The organism is Thermohalobaculum sediminis (assembly GCF_023487995.1).
In the GTDB taxonomy this organism is placed as follows: domain Bacteria; phylum Pseudomonadota; class Alphaproteobacteria; order Rhodobacterales; family Rhodobacteraceae; genus Thermohalobaculum; species Thermohalobaculum sediminis.
Window position 1 is genome coordinate 150738 of the sequence record NZ_JAMFKN010000010.1, and the last position, 18645, is coordinate 169382.

An 18645-nucleotide genomic window follows, 5' to 3' on the forward strand; every position below is an offset into this window, starting at 1 on the left:
GGGGCGAGGTCAAGCGCCGGCTCGACGCACCCGGCGCCGCGCCTTCCTGATGTCACGCGCCGGCCCGGCGCGCATAGTGCCACGCCAGTGTCGCAAGCCGGTCCACATCGGCCCCCATCGTCAGCGCCTCGGGCGAGGCGGCGTTCCCCTGCAGGCCACGGTGATAGACGCCCTGAAGGATCGCGGCGAGCCGCCAGATGTTGTAGGCGAGCAGGAGGTCGAGATCCCCCACCTCCGCCCTGCCCGTCAGGTCGGCATAGCGCGCGACCATCTCCTCCATCGTCGGGATGCCAAGGCCCGCGAGGTCGAGGTCGGCCATGCCGTAGCGCAGGCCGCCCGGAAACACCCAGGTCATCAGGAAATAGCCCAGATCCGCCAGCGGGTGGCCCAGCGTCGAAAGCTCCCAGTCCAGCACCGCGATGACCTGCGGGCGCTCGGGGTGCAGCATCACGTTGTCGAGCCGGAAATCGCCATGCACGAGGCAGGTCTCGTCCGGTACGCGCGCCACCGCCCCCGGCAGCCAGTCGGCAAGACGCTCCATCGCCTCGATGCGCGAGGTGGCCGAGGCGCGATACTGCTCGGACCAGCGCCGCACCTGGCGTCCGAGATACCCCCCCGGACGACCGAAATCGGCCAGCCCCGCGGCGGTGGTATCGACGCGATGGATCGCCGCCAGCGCCCCCAGCACGGCATCATACGTCGCGCGCCGCCCCTCCGGCGTCATTCCCGGCAGGCCGGTGTCGAACAGCACCCGGCCGGTCAGGTGCTCCATCACGTAGAACTCGGTCCCGATCACCGCACGGTCGTCGCAGAGCGCGATCATGCGGGGCACCGGCACGCCCTGCCCCGCCACTGCCTGCATGACGCGGTATTCACGGTCGATCGCGTGGGCCGAGGGCAGCAACTCGCCCGGCGGCTTGCGGCGCAGCACATAGCGCGTGCCCCGCGCGTCCGTCAGCAGGTAGGTGGGGTTCGACTGGCCGCCGCTGAACTGGCGCACCGAGAACGGCGCAGCCAGCCCAGCGACGCGGGCAGCGAGATACCCCTCGAGCGCCGCCACGTCGAACCCAAGCCTCACCTCGCTCGCGGTCATTGCGATCCTCCTGCCCCGCCCGGATCGGTGATGCGGTAGCACAGCCTGCCCCGTCCCGCATCCTCGGCGGCGATGCCGACGCCGCGAACCGGGCGGGTCGCGTGGAGGTGCCGCGGGAGCGTTGCATCGCCGGCCAGCAGCATGAGACAGAGCAACGCCTGCCCATCCGCCGGCTCGAAGCTCCAGTCGGCCCCGGCGAGGGCGTCCGCCCCCTCGCGCGCGATTGCTGCATCGAGGAAGGCCCTGTCGGGCCAGGCGTCATGCCCGGCGCGGTAGCCGGCCACCTCGTCGGCGAGCGCCGAGAGGGCGAAGGCTCGCCACTGGTCGATCCGGCGGTCGCGCGCCGTGCCCGGCCCCTCGAGCACCAGGAGCGCCGCCGCCAAGGCCGCCGCGATGCTCACGAGCGCAAGCCATGGCAGCCAGCGCCGCATCACCGGCGTCCCTCGGTATCTCGCAGATCGGCGAGGTAGTAGGCAAAGACCGCAGCCGCGATTCCTGCCACGACAAGGATCTTGAGCCCGACCGCCAGCGTCAGGTCCCCGTTCAGGAAGTTGTAGATCAGCGCGATCATGTCCCCGATCAGCGTCAGTGCCGCGCCATAGAGGGCGAGATATCCCAGCCAGATCCTGACGCCGGAAAGACGCGCCGTAACGGATCGCGCGCGCTCGCGGTTCATCTTGCGAGTGAGAAAGGCGAAGACCGGGGCCGCGACCACCAGCCCCGCGATCGACCAGCGCAGCGAGTGTTGCTGCCATTGCGAATTCCGCATCGCCGCCTCGTCCGGCAGCATTATGTCGATGAGCGTGAACAGCAGCGCGCCGAAGTTCCAGACAGTCAGCGCAAGCGCCGTGAAGAGCGTCAGATACAGAAACGTGTCGCGCGCCGAGACATGCGGCCGCGGGCTGGGAACGGGCAGCGGAAACTCGCTTTCAGCAAATGCGGCCAGCGCCCGGTCGGCCTGCTCGGCCGGCCATCCGGCGGCGGTGAGGGCATCCCGGATCGCGCCCCGCGGCTGGCCCGCCGCCAGCGCGTCGCGGACGAAGCCGACGAGGTCCTCGCCCGGCCCGCTCACCGGAACAGGCCCCGGATGAGCGAGCGCACCATGCTGCGCCCGAGCTGCGAGCCGGCGGCGCGCGCCACCGACTTGACCAGCGCCTCGGTCGCGGTGTCCGAACGCGACGCGCGCGGCCGCGTCGTCTTGCGCTCGCCGCCCCATGGGGCGCCGCGGCTGTAGCCGTCGGCGTCGCGGGCCTGCTCGGCGCGGATGCGCTCCTCGGCGGCGGCATTGGCCGCGGCAACCTCGTCGGCCGCGCGTTTCTCGGCGCGGGCGCGCAACAGCTCGTAGGCGGATTCGCGATCGACGGGCCGGTCATAGAGGCCTGCCACGGGCGAGGCGCGCATCGCCGCTGTCCTGGTCTCCTCGGCACAGGGACCCAGCCGCGACGATGGCGGGCGGATCAGCACGCGATCGACCATCGCGGGGATGCCGTTGTCCTCGAGGCAGCTCACCACCGCCTCGCCGGTGCCGACCTCGCGGATCGCGGTCTCGGTCTCGAAGCGCGGATTGGGGCGGAAGGTCTGGGCGGCCGCGCGTAGCGCCTTAGCGTCACGCGGGGTGAAGGCGCGCAGCGCATGCTGGATGCGGTTGCCGAGCTGGGCCAGCACGTCCTCGGGCACGTCGTCGGGCTGCTGTGTCACGAAGTAGACGCCGACACCCTTCGAGCGGATCAGCCGCGCGACCTGCTCGACCTTATCGACCAGCACCTTGGGGGCGTCGTCGAACAGCAGATGCGCCTCGTCGAAGAAGAACACGAATTTCGGAATTTCCGGGTCGCCAACCTCCGGCAGGGTCTCCCAAAGCTCGGACAGCAGCCACAGGAGGAAGGTCGCGTAGAGCCGGGGCGAGTGCATCAGCCGGTCGGCCGCGAGGATATTGATGCGCCCCTGCCCGTCCGGCGTCTGCGCGATCATGTCGTGCAGATCGAGCGCCGGCTCGCCGAAGAACGTCGCGCCTCCCTGGTTCTCGAGCACGAGCAGGCGGCGCTGGATCGCCGCGACCGACGCCTTGGCGACGTTCCCGTATCGCAGCGACAGCGCATCGGCGTTCTCGCCGGCAAAGACCAGCAGCGCCTGAAGGTCCTTGAGGTCGAGAAGGGCCAGTCCCTCGTCCTCGGCCAGGCGGAAGACGATGTTGAGCACGCCCTCCTGCGTCTCGTTGAGCTCGAGCAGGCGCGCGAGAAGAAGCGGGCCCATCTCGATTATGGTTGTGCGAATCGGGTGTCCCTTCTCGCCGAACAGGTCCCAGAAGGTGACGGGGAACGAGTCGTAGCCGTAATCGATGAGGCCGATCTTTTGCGCGCGCGCCACCAGCTTGTCGTGCAGCGGGCTCGCGGGATCGCCCGGCTCGGCAAGCCCCGAGAGATCGCCCTTGACATCGGCCAGGAAAACCGGCGTTCCGGCTTTCGAGAAGCTCTCGGCAAGGATCTGTAACGTCACGGTTTTTCCGGTTCCCGTCGCGCCAGCGACAAGGCCGTGGCGATTGCCGTAGCGAAGTCTCAGGACCGAAGGGGTCGCATAGCCCTCGCCGCCTCCGCCCAGAAAGATTGTCTCGTTATTGGACATTCCGCACCTGTCTCGCCCCGGAAATTCCGCAATTGCGCAGTATCGTCAGCCTGGTCTTAACCATTTCAGGTCATCGTGACCATGCGATGGGTTTCAGACTGCGGAACCCATTGCGTTTTTCCTCCTCCCTGTCGACTTGGCCGCGCCTCTGGCGCGGTTCTTTTTTAACCCCGATCGCCGCTCGCCGCGCCGACTTTCCGCAGGCCGAAACGATATCGAAAAATTGGCGAAATCGGCTGTTGACGCGGCGAAGTATCGCGGCCAAAGATGCTGTCGCGAACGGCGCGGCCGGTTCGACAGGGAAAAGACAAGATCACAACAATACGCGGAAATCCGCGGCCAGGGGCGCTAACTGCGCCCCTGCGTTTCATTGGGAAGCGGCGCGCGCAGTCAGGTTGCCGCGGTCCGGGCCAGCCGCAGGCAGACGCCCTTGATTTCATCATGCCGCGCTGGCAACACAGGCTCATCTCGCATGCCACGTCATGCGGCGAAAACAGGACAGAGACCTTGAAACTTCTGAGCACCCTTGCCGCGGCGGCAATGCTCGCGGCCGGTTTTTCCACGACCTCGCTGGCACAGCAGCAGAAGGAGGTCGAGACGGCGACCCATGGCGACTGGGCCGTGCGCTGCCTCGAGGGAACCGAGGATTGCAGGATCGTCCAGGTCGGGAAGAATGCGAGCGGCAAGGACGCGCTCCTGGTCTCGATCCAGCGCATCTCCGGCGCAAAAACCCAGAACGGCACCGAGATCCCGGCGGCGCTGCAGGTGCAGGCGCCACTGGGCGTGCTGATTCCCTACGGCGTGCGCCTCAGGATCGACGAAGGTGAACCCGCGCCCCTCAACATCACGCGCTGCCTGCCCATCGGATGCGTGGCCGGCGCGCCGATGACGGGCGAGGCCGTCGACCTGATGAAGAAGGGCTCGACCGCGAACTTCGCCTACGTCCTGCAGAACGAGACGGTCATCAAGATCTCGCTGAAGGGTTTCACGCGGGCCTACGATTCGCTCAAGCCCCTCGCGCGCCCGACCCAGTGACGCGAGCCTTTCCGGCGCGGCGAACCTCCGCCGCGCTCACCCCTTCCAGCGCCGGAAGGCCAGCACCGCGTTGAGCCCGCCAAAGGCGAAGGCGTTCGACAGCGCCGCGTCTACCTGCGCCTCGCGCGACTGGTTCGGGACGACGTCGAGCCCGATTTCGGGGTCTTCGGCCTCGTGATTGATGGTAGGCGGCACGATCCCCTGCCCCAGCGCCATCAGCACCGCGGCGGCCTCGAGCGCGCCTGCCGCGCCGATCGCGTGGCCATGCATCGACTTGGTCGACGAGACCATCACGCGCGACGCCGCCTCGCCCAGCGCGAGCCGGACGGCGGCCGCCTCGGTCCTGTCGTTGAGCGCTGTGGCGGTCCCGTGCGCGTTGATGTAGCCGACCTCGTCCGGCGCAATTCGGGCGTCGGCCAGCGCCAGCGTCATCGCCCGCGCCGCTCCCTCGACAGCGGGTGCCACGATGTCGGCGGCGTCGGCGGTCGCGCCCGCGCCGGCAATCTCGCCCAGGATCGGCGCGCCGCGCGCGATTGCACGGTCGAGGCGCTCGAGGATCAGGATGGCGCAGCCCTCGCCCAGCACCATGCCGTTGCGGTTGGCCGAGAATGGCCGGCAGCCGTCTTGCGACATGACGCGCAGCCCTTCCCACGCCTTGATGCCGCCGAAGCAGAGCACGGACTCGGTGCCCCCGGTGACGGCGGCATCGACGACGCCCGCGCGCACCATGTGGAACGCCTGACCGATCGCGTGGTTGGACGACGCGCAAGCCGTCGAGACCGACCATGCCGGCCCCTTGAGGCCATGGCGCATCGAGATCTGGCTGACCGGCGCGTTCGCCATCAGGCGGGGGATGATGAAGGGGTGAACGCGGTTCTTCTGCTCCTGATAGACGGTGCGGTAGTTCTCGTCGCAGGTGTGCAGCCCGCCCATCGCGGTCGCAATGATCGTGGCGGTCCTGAGCCCGAGTTCCTCGTCGAACTCGATGCCGGATTGCGCCTTCGCCTCGTCCATGGCAACGACAGCCATCTGCGTGATGCGGTCGAGCAGCAGAAGATCCTGGCGGTCGAACCGGTCCTCGCCGCGAAAGTCCCTTGCCTCGGCAGCGATCTTGATCATTAGCCGCGCGGGGTCGATCAGCCCGATCGGTCCGATGCCGCAGCGCCCTTCGGCCAGGCCCGCGAAGTGCGCATCCCGCCCCACGCCCAGGGCGGAGACGACCCCGAGCCCCGTGACCACCACGCGATGCATGTTCACCCCCTACCGGCGAGGAGTGACTTCACGCCCTCGATCACGGCGGCGACCGTCGTGATGTCGAATTCCGAGCCGGACGGGTCGTTGGCGTTGAACGGCACCGTCACGTCGAACGCTTCCTCGATCGCGAACACGACCTCGACCAGCGCAAGGCTGTCGAGCCCCAGCGACTGCAGGGTTGCATCCGGCGTGACGTCGTCGACGTTCACCATCGCCTGCTCTGCGATGATCTGCCGGATCTTCGCGCTGACCTCGTCGCTCATTCCCTCGCCCTCCCGAGCCGCCTCGCCGGCGCTGACATTGCCGATCAAAACCGTTGCTCGCGGCCCGTTGCCGCGAGGGTCAGAGCCCCACCTTCTGGCGCAGCTCCCGCAATTGCTCGAGCGCCCGCGGCAGCCGGCGCAAGGCCATGATCTGTTCGAGCGCCTTCGCGCGCGGCAAGGCGGGGACACCGAGCATCACGCTGCGGGGCGGGATGTCGGATCCCACGAGCGAGCCGCCAGCCACGACCGAGTCGTGCCCGATCGTGACGTGATCGGCGACCCCCACCTTGCCGCCCAGCACGACGCGGTCGCCCACCGTGATCGAGCCCGCAAGACCCACATGCCCGCACAGCATGCAGGTCTCGCCGACGCGGACGTTGTGACCGATCATCACCAGGTTGTCGATCTTCGTGCCCCGCCCGATCACGGTATCCGCGATCGTGCCGCGGTCGATGCAGCTTGCGGCGCCGATCTCGACATCGTCCCCGATGACCACCGTGCCGAGCGAGGCGATGCGCCGCAGCGCCAGGTTGCGGCTATCCTCGTCCACGGCGCCGGTCGCTTTCGCGGCCTCGACGCTGCCGGGCTCGGGCGTGACGTAGGAGAAGCCATCCGCGCCGAGGCAGGCATTGGGATGGATCGACACGCGCGCGCCGATCCGCACGTCGCGCCCGATCCGCACGCCCGCGCGGATGATCGCGCCATCGCCGATCTGCGCGCCGCGGCCGATCGAGACGTGCGACTGCACCCGCGCCCCGACGCCGAGGCGCACATCGGCGCCGATCAGGCTGTAGGGCCCGACCCAGCAATCCTCGCCGAGGCTAGCGGTCGGGTCGATCAGGGCGGTGGGATGAATGCCGGGGGCGAGGTCCAGCGATGGTTCGAACATCCCCGTGATCCCGGCGAGGGCGACACGCGCGCGTGGCGCGAACAGCGCCGCCTCGAAGCCGAGCCCGCGCCAGTCTGCGCCCGGCCAGAGCACGGCCGCGCGCGCCCGGCATCCCGGAAGGCTCGTGGCATAGTCCGGGGACATCGCGAGGGCCAGATCGCCGGCGTCGGCGTTCCCGGGTTCGGCGGGCCGGCCCACCCTCAGCGTGAGGTCGCCTTCGGCGTCGAGGCCGGCGCGCTCCGCGATCTCGGCGATCGTATGATACATGAACCTGCCCGGAACTGCCTCGACTGCGCCTGTTCTATCCGGCCGCTCCGGCGCGTGGCAAGCAAAGGCGGTGCGGTCGCCGTCGGGCCGCTGGCCTGGTGGGGACAACGCCTGCTGCGACGCTGCCGCGGCAGGCGAACATGTCCGGACGCTCCGATGGAGGCGTCACGCGCCGGGCGGGCCCAGTCGCGTCAGCCGCCCGCCAGCGCGACCCCCACCTTCCGCAGCGCCGCCATCACCTTCTCGTCGCGGCCGTAGATGTCGCCACGGAACTGATCGAGGCCCGCGTCGCCCACCCATGCCGTGCGGTAGGTGATATGGACGGGCAGGTGCTCCTCGAGCGTCACGTAGCGCTCGCGCCCCGAGTCGAGCCAGCGCTGGAACGCTCCCGCGGGATCGGCCTCCTGGTAGGACAGCAGAAGATGCGCCAGCTCCTGCGGCTTCTCGACGCGCACGCAGCCATGGCTGTAGGCGCGGAGGTCGCGCGCGAACAAGTGGCGCTGCGGCGTGTCGTGTAGGTAGATCGAGTAGTCGTTCGGGAACATGAACTTGACGCGCCCCAGCGCGTTCTCCTCGCCCGGCACCTGCCGGATCGTTCCGGGGAAGGTCGAGGGCGTCACGCTCTCCCAGTCCACGGCCCAGGGATCGGCGCCCTTGAGCACGTAGCCACGGCGCTCGAGATAGCCCGGATCCTCCCGCAGCTTGGGCAGGAACTCGTTCACCGCGATCGAGCGCGGCACGAACCAGGTCGGATTGATGACGAGGTGGTCCATCTCGTCCGAGAATTCGGGCGTCTGATGGCGCTTGGTGCCGACGACGACGCGCGACTGGAAGATCTCGCGCCCGTCGTCCATCACGCGCATCGAGAAGCCTGCGATGTTCACCATGATGTGGCTTCGGCCGAGGTCGCGGTTCAGCCAGCGGATCCGCTCGAGGTTGACCGCGATCTGGTCGGCACGGAAGGCCGGTGAAAGGTTGAGCTGAGCGCGCGTCGCGGGACCGACGGCGCCGTCCTCGTTCAGCCCGTGACGGCGCTGGAAGCGACGCACGGCCTCGGCCAGCGCGGCGTCGAAGACCGACGGATCGGCGGCGGGCTTCGCGGCATCAGACCTGACGGCATCGGTCGTCACGTCGTTCGCGGCGACGATCACGGTCCCCTCGGCCCGCGCCTCGACCAGCCCTTGCGTCACCCGACCATGGTCGCCGAGCGCCGTGAGCCGGGCGCGAAGCTGCAGGACGCGCGACCCGGTGCTGCCCTCGCGCAGGGTCGGCCCCTCGTCGACCGTCGGCCCCCAGCTTCCCGGCTGGGAAGCGAGGCGCCGCAACTCGGCCATCCGCGCGACGAGGGCCGTGTATTCCGCGTCGGCCGGCGCCAGCGCCTCGATGTATCGCGCGGGATCGGCGGCCGCCGACATGCCCGCGAGCAAGGCCGCGGGCTCGGGCCGCTGCGGCCTGAGCGCCATGTCGCGATCGACCGCGCGCGGCGTCAGCAGGCCCGAGGAGATGTCACGGGCATAATCGAGGAAGGCGCGCGTGAGCGTGAGCTCGCGCACGGCCGCCTGACTCTGCGCCCCCGCAGACGCGAGCGCCCGAGCGTAGCGGTCCGCCGGCAGGGCATGGCGGGGCGCGTCACTTAGCGCCGCGAGCAGCGCCGCGCCGCCTTCGGTCGCGCCGCCGTCCTCCCGGATCCACAACGGCTGGAAGCCGCGCGCCGCGTAGACCGCCAACAGGTCGGGCTGGTCGCGAAACTCGGCCTCGACTGCGGGGCGCAGCCATGTGTCCGCGACGATGGCGCTGTCCGCCACCGGCGCCGGCATCTGCGCCGCGGCCGGGAATGCCGCCCCCCCGATTCCCAACATCAGCAGCCCGGCCGCGCAGCATGTCGCAGTCAGGAAAGGACGTTTCATCGCATCACCGCTGTTGCGTCAAAGTTACAAACACCATGGTATGAACAGTTATCACAAACCCATGGCAGGATCGCGGCAGCCGCGGATGCAGCACATACGATTTTGGCCGCTCGTGTGAATTTTGCAGCATCTCCGTGACTTGCTCTCGAAAAATCCTCGCCCAGTTCGGCGCCACCATTGCACAGTTTGGAAAAAGCTCGTTGCAGCTTTGCAACTTGGAAGGAATTTCCACGTATGGCATAAATTTCTTCAAACGAGCCGCGGGAATGTGACGAAGCTCACAGCGCCGCGGACAGAGGCAGACAGTGAACAGGCAAGACTCTGCACCATGACAATGGATCGTCGCTCCTTTCTGATCGGCGCAGCCGCGCTGTCAGGGCTTTGCGCCACACCCATCCCCGCCGCTCCGGCCGTGCTCCGCGGAAAGGGCGACTTCCGGTCACTGGCTCTCGTGAACCGCCGAACCGGCGAGTGGATCAAGAGCGTATACTGGCTCGAGGGCGAATACATCCCCGAAGCCCTCGATGCCATGAACCACATCCTCCGCGACTGGCGGCAGGACCAGGCAACGCCCATGGACCCCACGGTCCTCGACATCCTCGCCGCGACGCATGGCCTGCTCGACACCAGCGAGCCATTCGAGATCATTTCGGGATACCGCACGCCCGACACGAACCAGATGCTACGCAACCGCAGCAAGGGCGTGGCATCGAACTCCTACCACATGAAGGGCATGGCGGTGGACGTGACCCTCAAGTCGCGCAGCGTGCGGCAGATCTCGGGCGCGGGCCAGTCGCTGAAGGCAGGCGGCGTCGGCAAGTACAGCCGCTCGCAGTTCGTGCATCTCGACTCGGGTCCCGTCCGCGACTGGGGGCGCTGAGCCCGGATCGGGCGTGGGGACGCCATCGGGCATCCCGGCACCTACCCGCGCCGCGGACCCGGCAAGCGTCAGTCGCGCACCGTGCCGTCGCCTTCCACCAGGTACTTGAAGCTGGTCAGCTGCTCCGCTCCGACCGGGCCGCGGGCATGCATCTTGCCCGTCGCGATCCCGATCTCCGCCCCCATGCCGAACTCGCCGCCATCGGCGAACTGGGTCGAGGCGTTGCGCATCAGGATCGCGCTGTCGAGCCGCGCGAAGAACCGCCCGGCCGTCGCGTCGTCCTCGGTCAGGATCGACTCGGTATGGCTCGAGCCGTAACGGCGTATATGCGCGATCGCCTCGTCCACGCCGTCGACCACGCGCGCGGCGATGTCCATGTCGAGATACTCGCGTCCCCAGTCGGCCTCGGTCGCCGGGACGACGCGCGGATCGAGCGCCAGGACCGCCGAATCCCCGTGCACGCGCACGCCGGCGTCCAGCAGCATCGCCACCGCCTCGCGGCCCAGCCCGCCGGTCACGGGACGGTCGATCAGCAGACACTCGGCCGCACCGCAGATCCCGGTCCGCCGGGTCTTGGCGTTGAGAATCACCCGCAGCGCCTTGTCGCGATCCGCCGCGCGGTCGAGGAAGACGTGGCAGATCCCCTCGAGATGGGCGAACACCGGCACGCGCGCCTCGGCCTGCACGAGGCCGACCAAGCCCTTGCCGCCGCGCGGCACGATCACGTCGATGAACTCGGTCATCCGCAGCATCTCAGCCACGGCGGCGCGGTCGCGGGTTGGCACGCGCTGGATCGCGTCCGTGGGCAGGCCAGCGGTCTCAAGGCCCGCCACGAGACAGGCATGGATCGCGCCCGAGGAATGGAAACTCTCGGACCCACCGCGCAGGATCGCCGCGTTGCCGGCCTTGAGGCACAGCCCGCCCGCGTCGGCGGTCACGTTCGGCCGGCTCTCGTAGATCACGCCGACGACGCCGAGGGGCGTGCGGACGCGCCGGATGCGCAGGCCCGAGGGCATCGTCCATTCGGCCATCACGGCGCCCACCGGGTCGGGCTGGCGCGCGACGGCGCGCAGGCCCTCGGCCATCGCGTGGACCCGTGCCTCGTCCAGCATCAGCCGATCGAGCATCGCGCCCGAAAGCCCCTTGTCGCGGGCGAAGTCCATGTCGCGCCGGTTGGCCTCGATGATCCCGGCGCATTCATCGGTCACGGCCTCGGCGGCGGCGTTCAGCGCGGCGGTCTTTGCCGCCGAGGCCGCGGAGGCAAGCTCGGCGGCGGCCGCCCGAGCCCGGAGCCCGATGCCGTGCATGATCTCCACGATGTCGTCCCGGCCCTGGTCCATCACATTCCCCAGATCACCATGTCGTCGCGATGCGCGATGGCGGCGCGGCCCGGATGGCCCAGCGCCGCCTCGATGCGGTCCGAACGGACACCGGCGATGCGCTGCGCCTCGGCCGCGCTGTAGCCCGCCAGCGCCGCGCCCACCGCCTCGCCGGTCTCGGTCACGATCGACACCGGATCGCCGCGCTCGAAGCTGCCCTCGACGCGCCGCACGCCGGCGGGCAGCAGCGAGCCGCCGCGCCGCAGCGCCCGTGCCGCGCCCAGGTCGATCACCAGGACCCCCATCGGCTTCATGCCGGCGATCCACTGCTTGCGCGCGGCCGCGGGGCTGCGGCGCGGCCGGAACCACGTGACCCGGGCCCCCTCGCGGATCGCGCGCAGGGGGTGCATCCTGGCGCCCTCGGCGATGGCCATGGCGCATCCGCCCTGCATCGCGGTCTTGGCCGCCATGAGCTTGGTCTTCATGCCGCCGCGGCTGAGGCCCGAACCCGCATCACCCGCCATCGCCTCGATCTCGGGGGTGATCTCCGAGATGTCCGCGAGGTGCGCGGCATCCGGGCTTGTGCGGGGATTCGCCGTATACAGCCCGTCGACATCCGACAGCAGGACCAGCACGTCCGCGCCGGCCATCAGTGCCACGCGCGCCGCCAGGCGGTCGTTGTCGCCATAGCGGATTTCGTCGGTCGCGGTGGTGTCGTTCTCGTTCACGACGGGGATCGCGCCGAAGCCCATCAGCGCCTCGAGCGTCGCCTTGCCGTTGAGGTAGCGTCGCCGTGTCTGCGTGTCGTCGAGCGTCAGCAGCACCTGCGCCGTGCGATAGCCGAGCGGGGACAGCGCCTCCTCCCACGCGCGCGCTAGGCGCATCTGCCCCACCGCCGCGGCCGCCTGCGCGTGCTCGAGCGGCAGCGCCGCCGCCGTGAGGCCGAGGATACCGCGCCCCAGCGCGATCGCCCCCGACGAGACCACCACGACAGCGCGGCCCGCCGCGCGCTCGGCCGCGATGTCATCGGCCAGCGTCGCAAGCCATTCGGACCTCAGCGCGCCCGTGACCGCGTCGACCAGCAGCGCCGAGCCCACCTTGATCACGAGCCGCTGGCAGGTGTCGAGCGGCACCCTCGTCAGGTCCGCGCTCAGGGTTTCCATGCACCTTGCTCCGCGGGCTCGGCTTCGAGGTTGCGCGCCTTCAGAATCTCGCGGCGCAGAAGGCGCAGCGCCTCGCGCACCCCCTGTCCCGTCGCGCCCGAGATGGCGAGGCTGACGGGAACACCCTCCTCGCGCAGCAGGGTCACGAGGTCGTCCGCCTCCTGCCCGCTCATCGCGTCGCACTTGTTGAGGACGACGATCCTCGGCTTCTCGGCAAGGCCGCCGCCATAGGCTTCGAGCTCGTCCACCACCGTCTCGTAGTCGCCCAGCACATCGGACGAGGTCGCGTCGACCAGGTGCAGCAGCACCGCGCAGCGCTCGATATGCCCGAGGAAGCGGTCGCCGATCCCCCTGCCCTCGTGCGCGCCCTCGATCAGGCCGGGAATGTCGGCCAGCACCAGCTCGACGCCGTCGATCTCGGCAACCCCGAGATTCGGGTGCAGCGTCGTGAACGGATAGTCCGCGATCTTCGGCCGGGCATTCGACACCGCCGCGAGGAAGGTCGACTTCCCGGCATTCGGCAACCCCACGAGCCCCGCATCCGCGATCAGCTTGAGGCGCAGCCATAGCGTCCGCTCGACCCCCGGCTGGCCCGGGTTCGCCCGCCGCGGCGCCTGGTTGGTCGAGGATTTGAAGTGCAGGTTCCCCCAGCCTCCATTGCCGCCCCCGGCGACCAGCACCCGCTGGCCCCGCTCGGTCAGATCGGCGATCACGGTCTCCTCGTCCTCGTCGAGGATCTCGGTGCCCACCGGCACGCGCAGCACGATGTCCTCGCCGTCCTTGCCGGTGCGCTGGCGCCCCATGCCGTGTTCGCCGTTCCTTGCGAAGAAGTGCTGCTGGTAGCGGAAGTCGATCAGCGTGTTGAGCCCGTCGACCGCCTCGACCCAGACGTCGCCGCCGCGCCCGCCATCGCCGCCGTCGGGGCCGCCATACTCGACGAACTTCTCGCGCCGGAAGCTGACGCAGCCCGGCCCGCCGGCGCCCGAGCGGACATAGACCTTGGCGAGATCAAGAAACTTCATCGCTCGTCCCTGCCTTGCGCCGGGCCTCCATCCAACCCGCGCGGTCCAGCGCAAACCGGCGCACCGGAACCATCGAGCCACGGGCGACCGAGAACATCTCGCCCGTCCCGGTCTCGGCAAAACCCGCCTTCTCGAGCACATGGGCCGATGCCGCGTTCTCGGCGATCACGCTTGCGGTCAGCGTCTCCTCGCCCGACGCCAGCAGATGCGCGATCAGGCCGCCGAGCGCCTCGGACGCGAAGCCCGTGTTCCAGAACGGCGGCCCGACCCAGTAGCCGATCTTGCCCGTCCGCGGCCTGTGGACGATCAGGCCGATCAGCTCGGCGCCACCCTCGGGCGTCGCGTCGATCGCCCAGACCGCCTCGTCGATCCGCCCGTTCATCCGCGTGTCGATGTAGCTCTCGGCCGCGCCCGGCGGATAGGGATGCGGGATCGAAGTCGTCATGCGCGCAACCCGGGGGTCGGAAGCATAGAGCGTCATCGGCCCCGCGTCCGAGGGACGCAGGGGGCGCAGGATCAGGCGCTTGGTCGCGACGGCTTGCGGTCTCATGACGCGGCGCCTCCTTGCAGCGCCCCGGGGAGGTTTCCCCAAAAACAAAAGGACCGGCCGACCGGCCGGTCCCTGGATCGCCCTGTCCGGGATGGGCCGGATTACTCCGCAGCCTCGGCGGCCGGGATCACCGACACGAAGGTGCGCCCCTTGAGGCCCTTGTGGAACTTCACGTTGCCCTCGGCGGTCGCGAAGATCGTGTGGTCCTTGCCGAGGCCGACGTTCTGCCCGGGCCACCACTTGGTGCCGCGCTGGCGGACCAGGATGTTGCCGGAGACCACCGCCTCGCCACCGAACTTCTTGACGCCGAGGCGCCGGCCGGCCGAGTCGCGGCCGTTGCGGGACGAACCGCCTGCCTTCTTGTGTGCCATCTCGTATTCCTCCTCAGCCGGCGACGATCTCGGTCACGCGCACCGTGGTGAGGTGCTGGCGATGACCGCGCATGCGCTTCGAGCTGTGCTTGCGGCGACGCTTGTGGAACGTCACCACCTTGGGGCCGCGGGTCTGCTCGACCACCTCGGCCTTGACCGAAGCCCCCTCGACCGTGGGCGCGCCCACGGTGACGCTGTCTCCGCCCAGCATCAGGACCTCGTTGAATTCCACGGTCTCGCCCGGCTCGGCGCCAAGCTTCTCGACCGTCACCTCGTCACCGGCCGCAACGCGGTACTGCTTGCCGCCGGTCTTGATGACTGCGAACATCGTCTCGTCCTTTTCCGCCGCGCCCTGTGGCGGCCCTGCGAGGGGCACTTGATGCGAGGCATATAACCACCCCGCGCCTTCGGACAGCGCGCCCTCCAAGGGGCGATACCAACCACCGGCCAGACGTCGCGCCGGGCCGGAGAGCCGCGTTTATGCTGAGATCTCGCGCCCAAGTCAAGGCGCGAGAGATGTGAAAGATTCCCGGAAATCCTGCTTGCAGAACGGCGTGGACCTGTCTAGGTTCCGCCCACCCGAAAGATACCCCCTGCGGAGAGGTGCCGGAGTGGTCGATCGGGGCGGTCTCGAAAACCGTTGTACCTTTGCGGGTACCGTGGGTTCGAATCCCACCCTCTCCGCCACCCAGACCAGTCTCGATTTGACATCTCGGACTTCTCCCGGAATGTCGGGGGATATCCGTCTATTAGAGGTCTCCCCGCTCGCCTGAGACACTCGTGCTGGCCACGGTCAGGCCAATTTTCCCCCTGCGTCTCGCTTCGCTGCATCGCCCGGTTCCCTCAGGCCGGATTTCCCTGTTTTGCGGGAATTAACAGGGAATTTTTCGGTTCCTGGGTGGATGTGGCATTCGGCCGGGGGCAAAGGACCCAGGACATCAATGACATGATGTCCATTTCCCTGCGCGGATGAACAGGGAACCAGGGGGGAAACGAGGGAGGTCAGAGGTCTTGATGCCTGGCATCCATGGAACCGTCGCCGCCCAGGTCAGCCGGAGATGCCGAAGCGCGTTTCCTGCTCGGCCCAGTCGAGCGGGATGCCGGTCCGGACGAGGCGCTCGAGGCTGAGATCGGGAGGCTGGCGGCCATCGAGGATCGCCTGCTGGATGCGGGGCGAGAGGAAGGCGAGCTGCAGCCGGGTCCGGAGATAGGCGGGCGAATGTCCCGCCTCCGCGGCGACCCGCGTCAGAGGCTGGCCCGCCCGGATCCGATCGAGCCAGCCATGCGCCTCGGCGAGCCGCCGGACGAGTACATCGTCGACCGCACCCGCGATGTCGCCCGCGACGATCCTGGTCTCGACGCCGCGGCGGCGCAGGTCGAACGATGCGCGAATGCACAGGATCTCGTCGGCGATCACCGCCGGATCGAGGCCGAGCGCGTCCGCGAGACCGTGCCTGTCGAGCGCGAGATCGATCTGGCCCGGGGTCAATTGTCCCGAGGCCATGAGTGCTTGGAGAAGACCCGGTTCGTCGCTGCGGAGCCTGTCGCAGAGGGTGTCGACCTTCACAGCGAGATCCGCGGCGCTTCGGGCATCCGGCTCGGACAGCATCGTGTGGCGCCGCGCAGCAGCATGGAGATGACTCGCGAGGATCCGCGCGACGACCCGCTCCAGCTGCGGTCCGGGAAGCCGCCAGGCCGAGGGATCCGCGGGCGCCTTGCCGGTGACCAGCCGGTTCGAGACGTAGTAGCGAAGCTGCCGGCCACGGCGCCGGGTGTGGGTCGGCGTGAGGCGATCGCCCGTCTCGTCGCGCAACCTGCCCCTGAGCGGCGCAGAGGTTATTCGTGCACCAGCCACCCCTGGCCCACGAGCGGCTGCGCGCGGCCGGCCACATGCTTCCGCGAGCTTCGCCTGCACCCGCTGCCAGAGCGCATCGTCGACGATCGCCTCGTGCTGTCCCGGCCAGACTTCGCGCTTGTGCCGGATCCGGCCCGTGTAGATCGGGTTGGTCAGGAGGAAGTGGACTTGCCCGCGCGAGAGGACGCCGCCCCCACGCGTCCTGCCATCGGCGAACAGGCGGCGCTTCGACCGGATGCCGAGCCGGGCGGCCTCCCCGGCGACGACCCGCAGGCAGCCATGCTCGTCGTAGAGCCGGAAGACCGTCCGGACGGCTTCGGCCTCTGCCTCGCTGACGACGAGGCCCCGGACCTTGGGGTCCGGATGCCGGTCATAGCCGAGCGGCACCAGCCCGCCCATCCACAGGCCCTTCTTCTTCGAGGCGGCGATCTTGTCCCGGATCCGCTCGGCCGTGACCTCGCGCTCGAACTGGGCAAACGAGAGGAGCACATTGAGCGTGAGCCGGCCCATCGAGGTCGCGGTGTTGAAGGCCTGGGTGACCGAGACGAAGGAGCAGCCTGCCCGGTCGAAGCGCTCGACGAGCCGCGCAAAGTCCGCGAGGGACCTTGTCAGCCGGTCGATCTTGTAAACCACGACCATGGTCACCCGGCCGGCCTCGATATCGGCGAGAAGGCGCCGGAGCGCCGGGCGCTCCAGCGTGCCGCCCGAGACGCCGCCATCGTCATAGTCCTCGCGGACGAGCCGCCAGCCCTCGTGGCGCTGGCTAGCGACATAGGCGGCGCAGGCCTCGCGCTGCGCGTCGAGCGAGTTGAAGCCCTGCTCGAGCCCCTCCTCGGTCGACTTGCGCGTGTAGATCGCGCAGCGGATGACAGCGGTCCGTGTCATCGGCGGGCCCGTTGCCTGTCCAGCCCGAAAAAGCGCGGGCCGGACCAGTGCGCCCCGGTGATCTCGCGGGCGATGGCGGAGAGCGAGCGATAGCGCCGGCCCCGCCAGTGGTAACCGTCGCCGGCCACCTCGACGACATGGCTGACGCCGTTCCACTCGCGGATGAGACGGCCGCCGGGGGCGAGGCGGGACGCGACCTTGCGCGCCTTGTCACGTGCGATCGTGGCGAGCCGGCGCCGGGCCGTGTCGGGGAGGCCGCCGTACCGGCCGGCCTGCACCTCGAAGGCGAGGATCCGCCGCATCAGGGCAGTGCTAAGCCGTTCGGGCGGCGGGTCCTCCATCACCCGGGCCCAGAGGCCGAGAAGGTCGTCGCGGCCCATGGCGGCGATCGCCTCGACCGGCCCCGTCATTCCGCGCTCCCGCGGGTCGCGATGATCCGGTAGCGCGCCTCGTCGCCGGGCTTCGCGGGAGGCTGGCGCTCGATCGTGACGCCCTTCTTGCGCAGCCCGCTCAACGCCGCCCGGACCGAGTGCTTCTGCCAACCCGTTGCCTCGCAGAGCGCGGACAGGGTCGTGCCGCGGCGGGCCTTCAGCATCGCCTGCACCTGCTGCACCTTGGTGGGCGTCTTGGTCGTCGGTGTCGCGGATCCTGCCATCGGTCTCTCCCGTGTCGTCGGGACCGGCGGGATGCTGGCCCCTGCTACCGGGAGAGGCCCGGGAGGGCGCCGGGCTCGGGCGACAGTGACGCTCGTTCCGCGCGGGAAGTCCAGTCGAGGGGACCCGGCTCAGGACTCCCAGCCGACGCGCCATGGCGGCGTTCGCGAGTAATCGGGCTCGTAGGCAAGGCCGAGGACGGGTGGTTCGCGCCGTTTGCGCTGCCAGGCCAGGAGCTGGCTCAGCGCGTCGACCTGGTCGTCATGGCGGGCATTCGGGAATCCGAGGACCTCGTGCTCGAATCTGGCGAGCCACGATGCGTCTCTCGTGAGAAACAGGCATCCTGCCTCGATCTTCGCCGTTTGCCCCGAGAACCGCGTGATCTTGTCAGCCTCCGGTTTGATGGCGATGGGGCGCGGAACGTCGCTGAGCTCGTCATGGCGCAGGGTCTGGATGAGCTGCGCCCCGCTCGCCGCATCCTCGATCAGGAGGACGTCAGCGGGCAATGTCAAAGGAACTTGGCTTGAGGCGGGATGCCGCCCTCCCTACCCTCGTGGCATGAGCAAACCCAACCCCTTCCGCTACTTCAAAACGTCACCCGAGATCATCCGCCTGGC

Annotated in this window: 19 protein-coding genes, 1 tRNA gene and 1 pseudogene; 3 read left to right on the forward strand and 18 right to left on the reverse strand. The window is 69.3% G+C overall.

Annotation, left to right across the window (positions count from 1 at the left end):
* Positions 1 to 52 precede the first annotated feature (52 nt).
* The 4 genes from M1105_RS17860 to M1105_RS17875 are packed head-to-tail and all read right to left on the reverse strand — an operon-like array spanning position 53 to position 3715.
* Positions 53 to 1093 (reverse strand): phosphotransferase family protein, encoded by a 1041-nt coding sequence (locus M1105_RS17860; protein ID WP_249581744.1) that lies wholly within the window; start codon positions 1091 to 1093, stop codon positions 53 to 55.
* The gene (locus tag M1105_RS17865; RefSeq protein WP_249581745.1) at positions 1090 to 1524 is read right to left on the reverse strand and encodes a hypothetical protein; all 435 of its coding nucleotides are present in this window, start codon (positions 1522 to 1524) and stop codon (positions 1090 to 1092) included. The genes M1105_RS17860 and M1105_RS17865 overlap by 4 nt, the downstream gene beginning before the upstream one ends.
* On the reverse strand, positions 1524 to 2165 hold the full coding sequence (locus M1105_RS17870) for a DUF5671 domain-containing protein (protein WP_249581746.1): 642 nt from the start codon (positions 2163 to 2165) through the stop codon (positions 1524 to 1526). Before M1105_RS17870 ends, M1105_RS17865 begins: the two co-directional genes overlap by 1 nt.
* Entirely contained in the window at positions 2162 to 3715 is a 1554-nt protein-coding gene (locus M1105_RS17875) for a helicase HerA-like domain-containing protein (protein WP_249581747.1), read from the reverse strand. Before M1105_RS17875 ends, M1105_RS17870 begins: the two co-directional genes overlap by 4 nt.
* 507 nt (positions 3716 to 4222) lie before the next feature.
* On the opposite strand from M1105_RS17875, the gene M1105_RS17880 reads away from it, so the two are divergent.
* Positions 4223 to 4750, forward strand: a complete 528-nt coding sequence (locus M1105_RS17880) for an invasion associated locus B family protein (protein ID WP_249581748.1) — start codon at positions 4223 to 4225, stop codon at positions 4748 to 4750.
* Positions 4751 to 4786: 36 nt separating this feature from the next.
* Here M1105_RS17880 and M1105_RS17885 read toward each other — a convergent pair whose 3' ends face one another.
* The 4 genes from M1105_RS17885 to M1105_RS17900 all read right to left on the reverse strand — a co-directional run bounded on the left by M1105_RS17885 (position 4787) and on the right by M1105_RS17900 (position 9330).
* The gene (locus tag M1105_RS17885; protein ID WP_249581749.1) at positions 4787 to 6001 is read right to left on the reverse strand and encodes a beta-ketoacyl-[acyl-carrier-protein] synthase family protein; all 1215 of its coding nucleotides are present in this window, start codon (positions 5999 to 6001) and stop codon (positions 4787 to 4789) included.
* 2 nt (positions 6002 to 6003) lie between these two features.
* Positions 6004 to 6267 carry an acyl carrier protein gene (locus tag M1105_RS17890; RefSeq protein WP_249581750.1) on the reverse strand — a complete coding sequence of 88 codons (264 nt, stop codon included), beginning with the start codon at positions 6265 to 6267 and terminating at the stop codon, positions 6004 to 6006.
* 79 nt (positions 6268 to 6346) lie between these two features.
* A complete protein-coding gene (gene lpxD, locus M1105_RS17895; protein WP_249581751.1) occupies positions 6347 to 7423 on the reverse strand; it encodes a UDP-3-O-(3-hydroxymyristoyl)glucosamine N-acyltransferase in 1077 nt (358 codons plus the stop codon).
* Between the two features lie 191 nt (positions 7424 to 7614).
* Positions 7615 to 9330 carry a L,D-transpeptidase family protein gene (locus tag M1105_RS17900; RefSeq protein ID WP_249581752.1) on the reverse strand — a complete coding sequence of 572 codons (1716 nt, stop codon included), beginning with the start codon at positions 9328 to 9330 and terminating at the stop codon, positions 7615 to 7617.
* Positions 9331 to 9664: 334 nt separating this feature from the next.
* On the opposite strand from M1105_RS17900, the gene M1105_RS17905 reads away from it, so the two are divergent.
* The gene (locus M1105_RS17905) at positions 9665 to 10210 is read left to right on the forward strand and encodes a YcbK family protein (protein ID WP_264759718.1); all 546 of its coding nucleotides are present in this window, start codon (positions 9665 to 9667) and stop codon (positions 10208 to 10210) included.
* Positions 10211 to 10278: 68 nt separating this feature from the next.
* Here the strand turns inward: M1105_RS17905 and M1105_RS17910 are convergent, their stop codons facing one another.
* The 6 genes and pseudogenes from M1105_RS17910 to rplU form a co-directional block, all read right to left on the reverse strand.
* Positions 10279 to 11550, reverse strand: coding sequence for a glutamate-5-semialdehyde dehydrogenase (locus M1105_RS17910; protein ID WP_249581754.1), 1272 nt, complete (start codon positions 11548 to 11550; stop codon positions 10279 to 10281).
* Complete coding sequence (gene proB, locus M1105_RS17915; RefSeq protein ID WP_249581755.1) at positions 11550 to 12692, reverse strand: glutamate 5-kinase; 1143 nt, start codon at positions 12690 to 12692, stop codon at positions 11550 to 11552. The genes M1105_RS17910 and proB overlap by 1 nt, the downstream gene beginning before the upstream one ends.
* A complete protein-coding gene (obgE, locus tag M1105_RS17920; protein WP_249581756.1) occupies positions 12680 to 13714 on the reverse strand; it encodes a GTPase ObgE in 1035 nt (344 codons plus the stop codon). Before obgE ends, proB begins: the two co-directional genes overlap by 13 nt.
* Entirely contained in the window at positions 13701 to 14264 is a 564-nt protein-coding gene (locus tag M1105_RS17925; protein ID WP_249581757.1) for a GNAT family N-acetyltransferase, read from the reverse strand. Before M1105_RS17925 ends, obgE begins: the two co-directional genes overlap by 14 nt.
* Before the next feature lie 101 nt (positions 14265 to 14365).
* Positions 14366 to 14635: a 50S ribosomal protein L27 gene (gene rpmA / locus M1105_RS17930; protein WP_249581758.1), complete on the reverse strand. Its 270-nt coding sequence runs from the start codon at positions 14633 to 14635 to the stop codon at positions 14366 to 14368.
* A gap of 19 nt (positions 14636 to 14654) precedes the next feature.
* A pseudogene (gene rplU, locus M1105_RS17935) lies at positions 14655 to 14963 on the reverse strand (50S ribosomal protein L21); the annotation flags it as partial.
* A gap of 269 nt (positions 14964 to 15232) precedes the next feature.
* On the opposite strand from rplU, the gene M1105_RS17940 reads away from it, so the two are divergent.
* Positions 15233 to 15322, forward strand: a tRNA-Ser gene (locus M1105_RS17940).
* Positions 15323 to 15683: 361 nt separating this feature from the next.
* Here M1105_RS17940 and M1105_RS17945 read toward each other — a convergent pair.
* The 4 genes from M1105_RS17945 to terL form a co-directional block, all read right to left on the reverse strand.
* Complete coding sequence (locus tag M1105_RS17945) at positions 15684 to 17375, reverse strand: recombinase family protein (RefSeq protein WP_249581759.1); 1692 nt, start codon at positions 17373 to 17375, stop codon at positions 15684 to 15686.
* On the reverse strand, positions 17372 to 17785 hold the full coding sequence (locus M1105_RS17950; protein WP_249581760.1) for a DUF2924 domain-containing protein: 414 nt from the start codon (positions 17783 to 17785) through the stop codon (positions 17372 to 17374). Before M1105_RS17950 ends, M1105_RS17945 begins: the two co-directional genes overlap by 4 nt.
* Positions 17782 to 18030 (reverse strand): DUF3489 domain-containing protein, encoded by a 249-nt coding sequence (locus tag M1105_RS17955; RefSeq protein ID WP_249581761.1) that lies wholly within the window; start codon positions 18028 to 18030, stop codon positions 17782 to 17784. The genes M1105_RS17950 and M1105_RS17955 overlap by 4 nt, the downstream gene beginning before the upstream one ends.
* Positions 18031 to 18159: 129 nt before the next feature.
* The gene (gene terL / locus M1105_RS17960; RefSeq protein WP_249581762.1) at positions 18160 to 18534 is read right to left on the reverse strand and encodes a phage terminase large subunit; all 375 of its coding nucleotides are present in this window, start codon (positions 18532 to 18534) and stop codon (positions 18160 to 18162) included.
* Positions 18535 to 18645 lie beyond the last annotated feature (111 nt).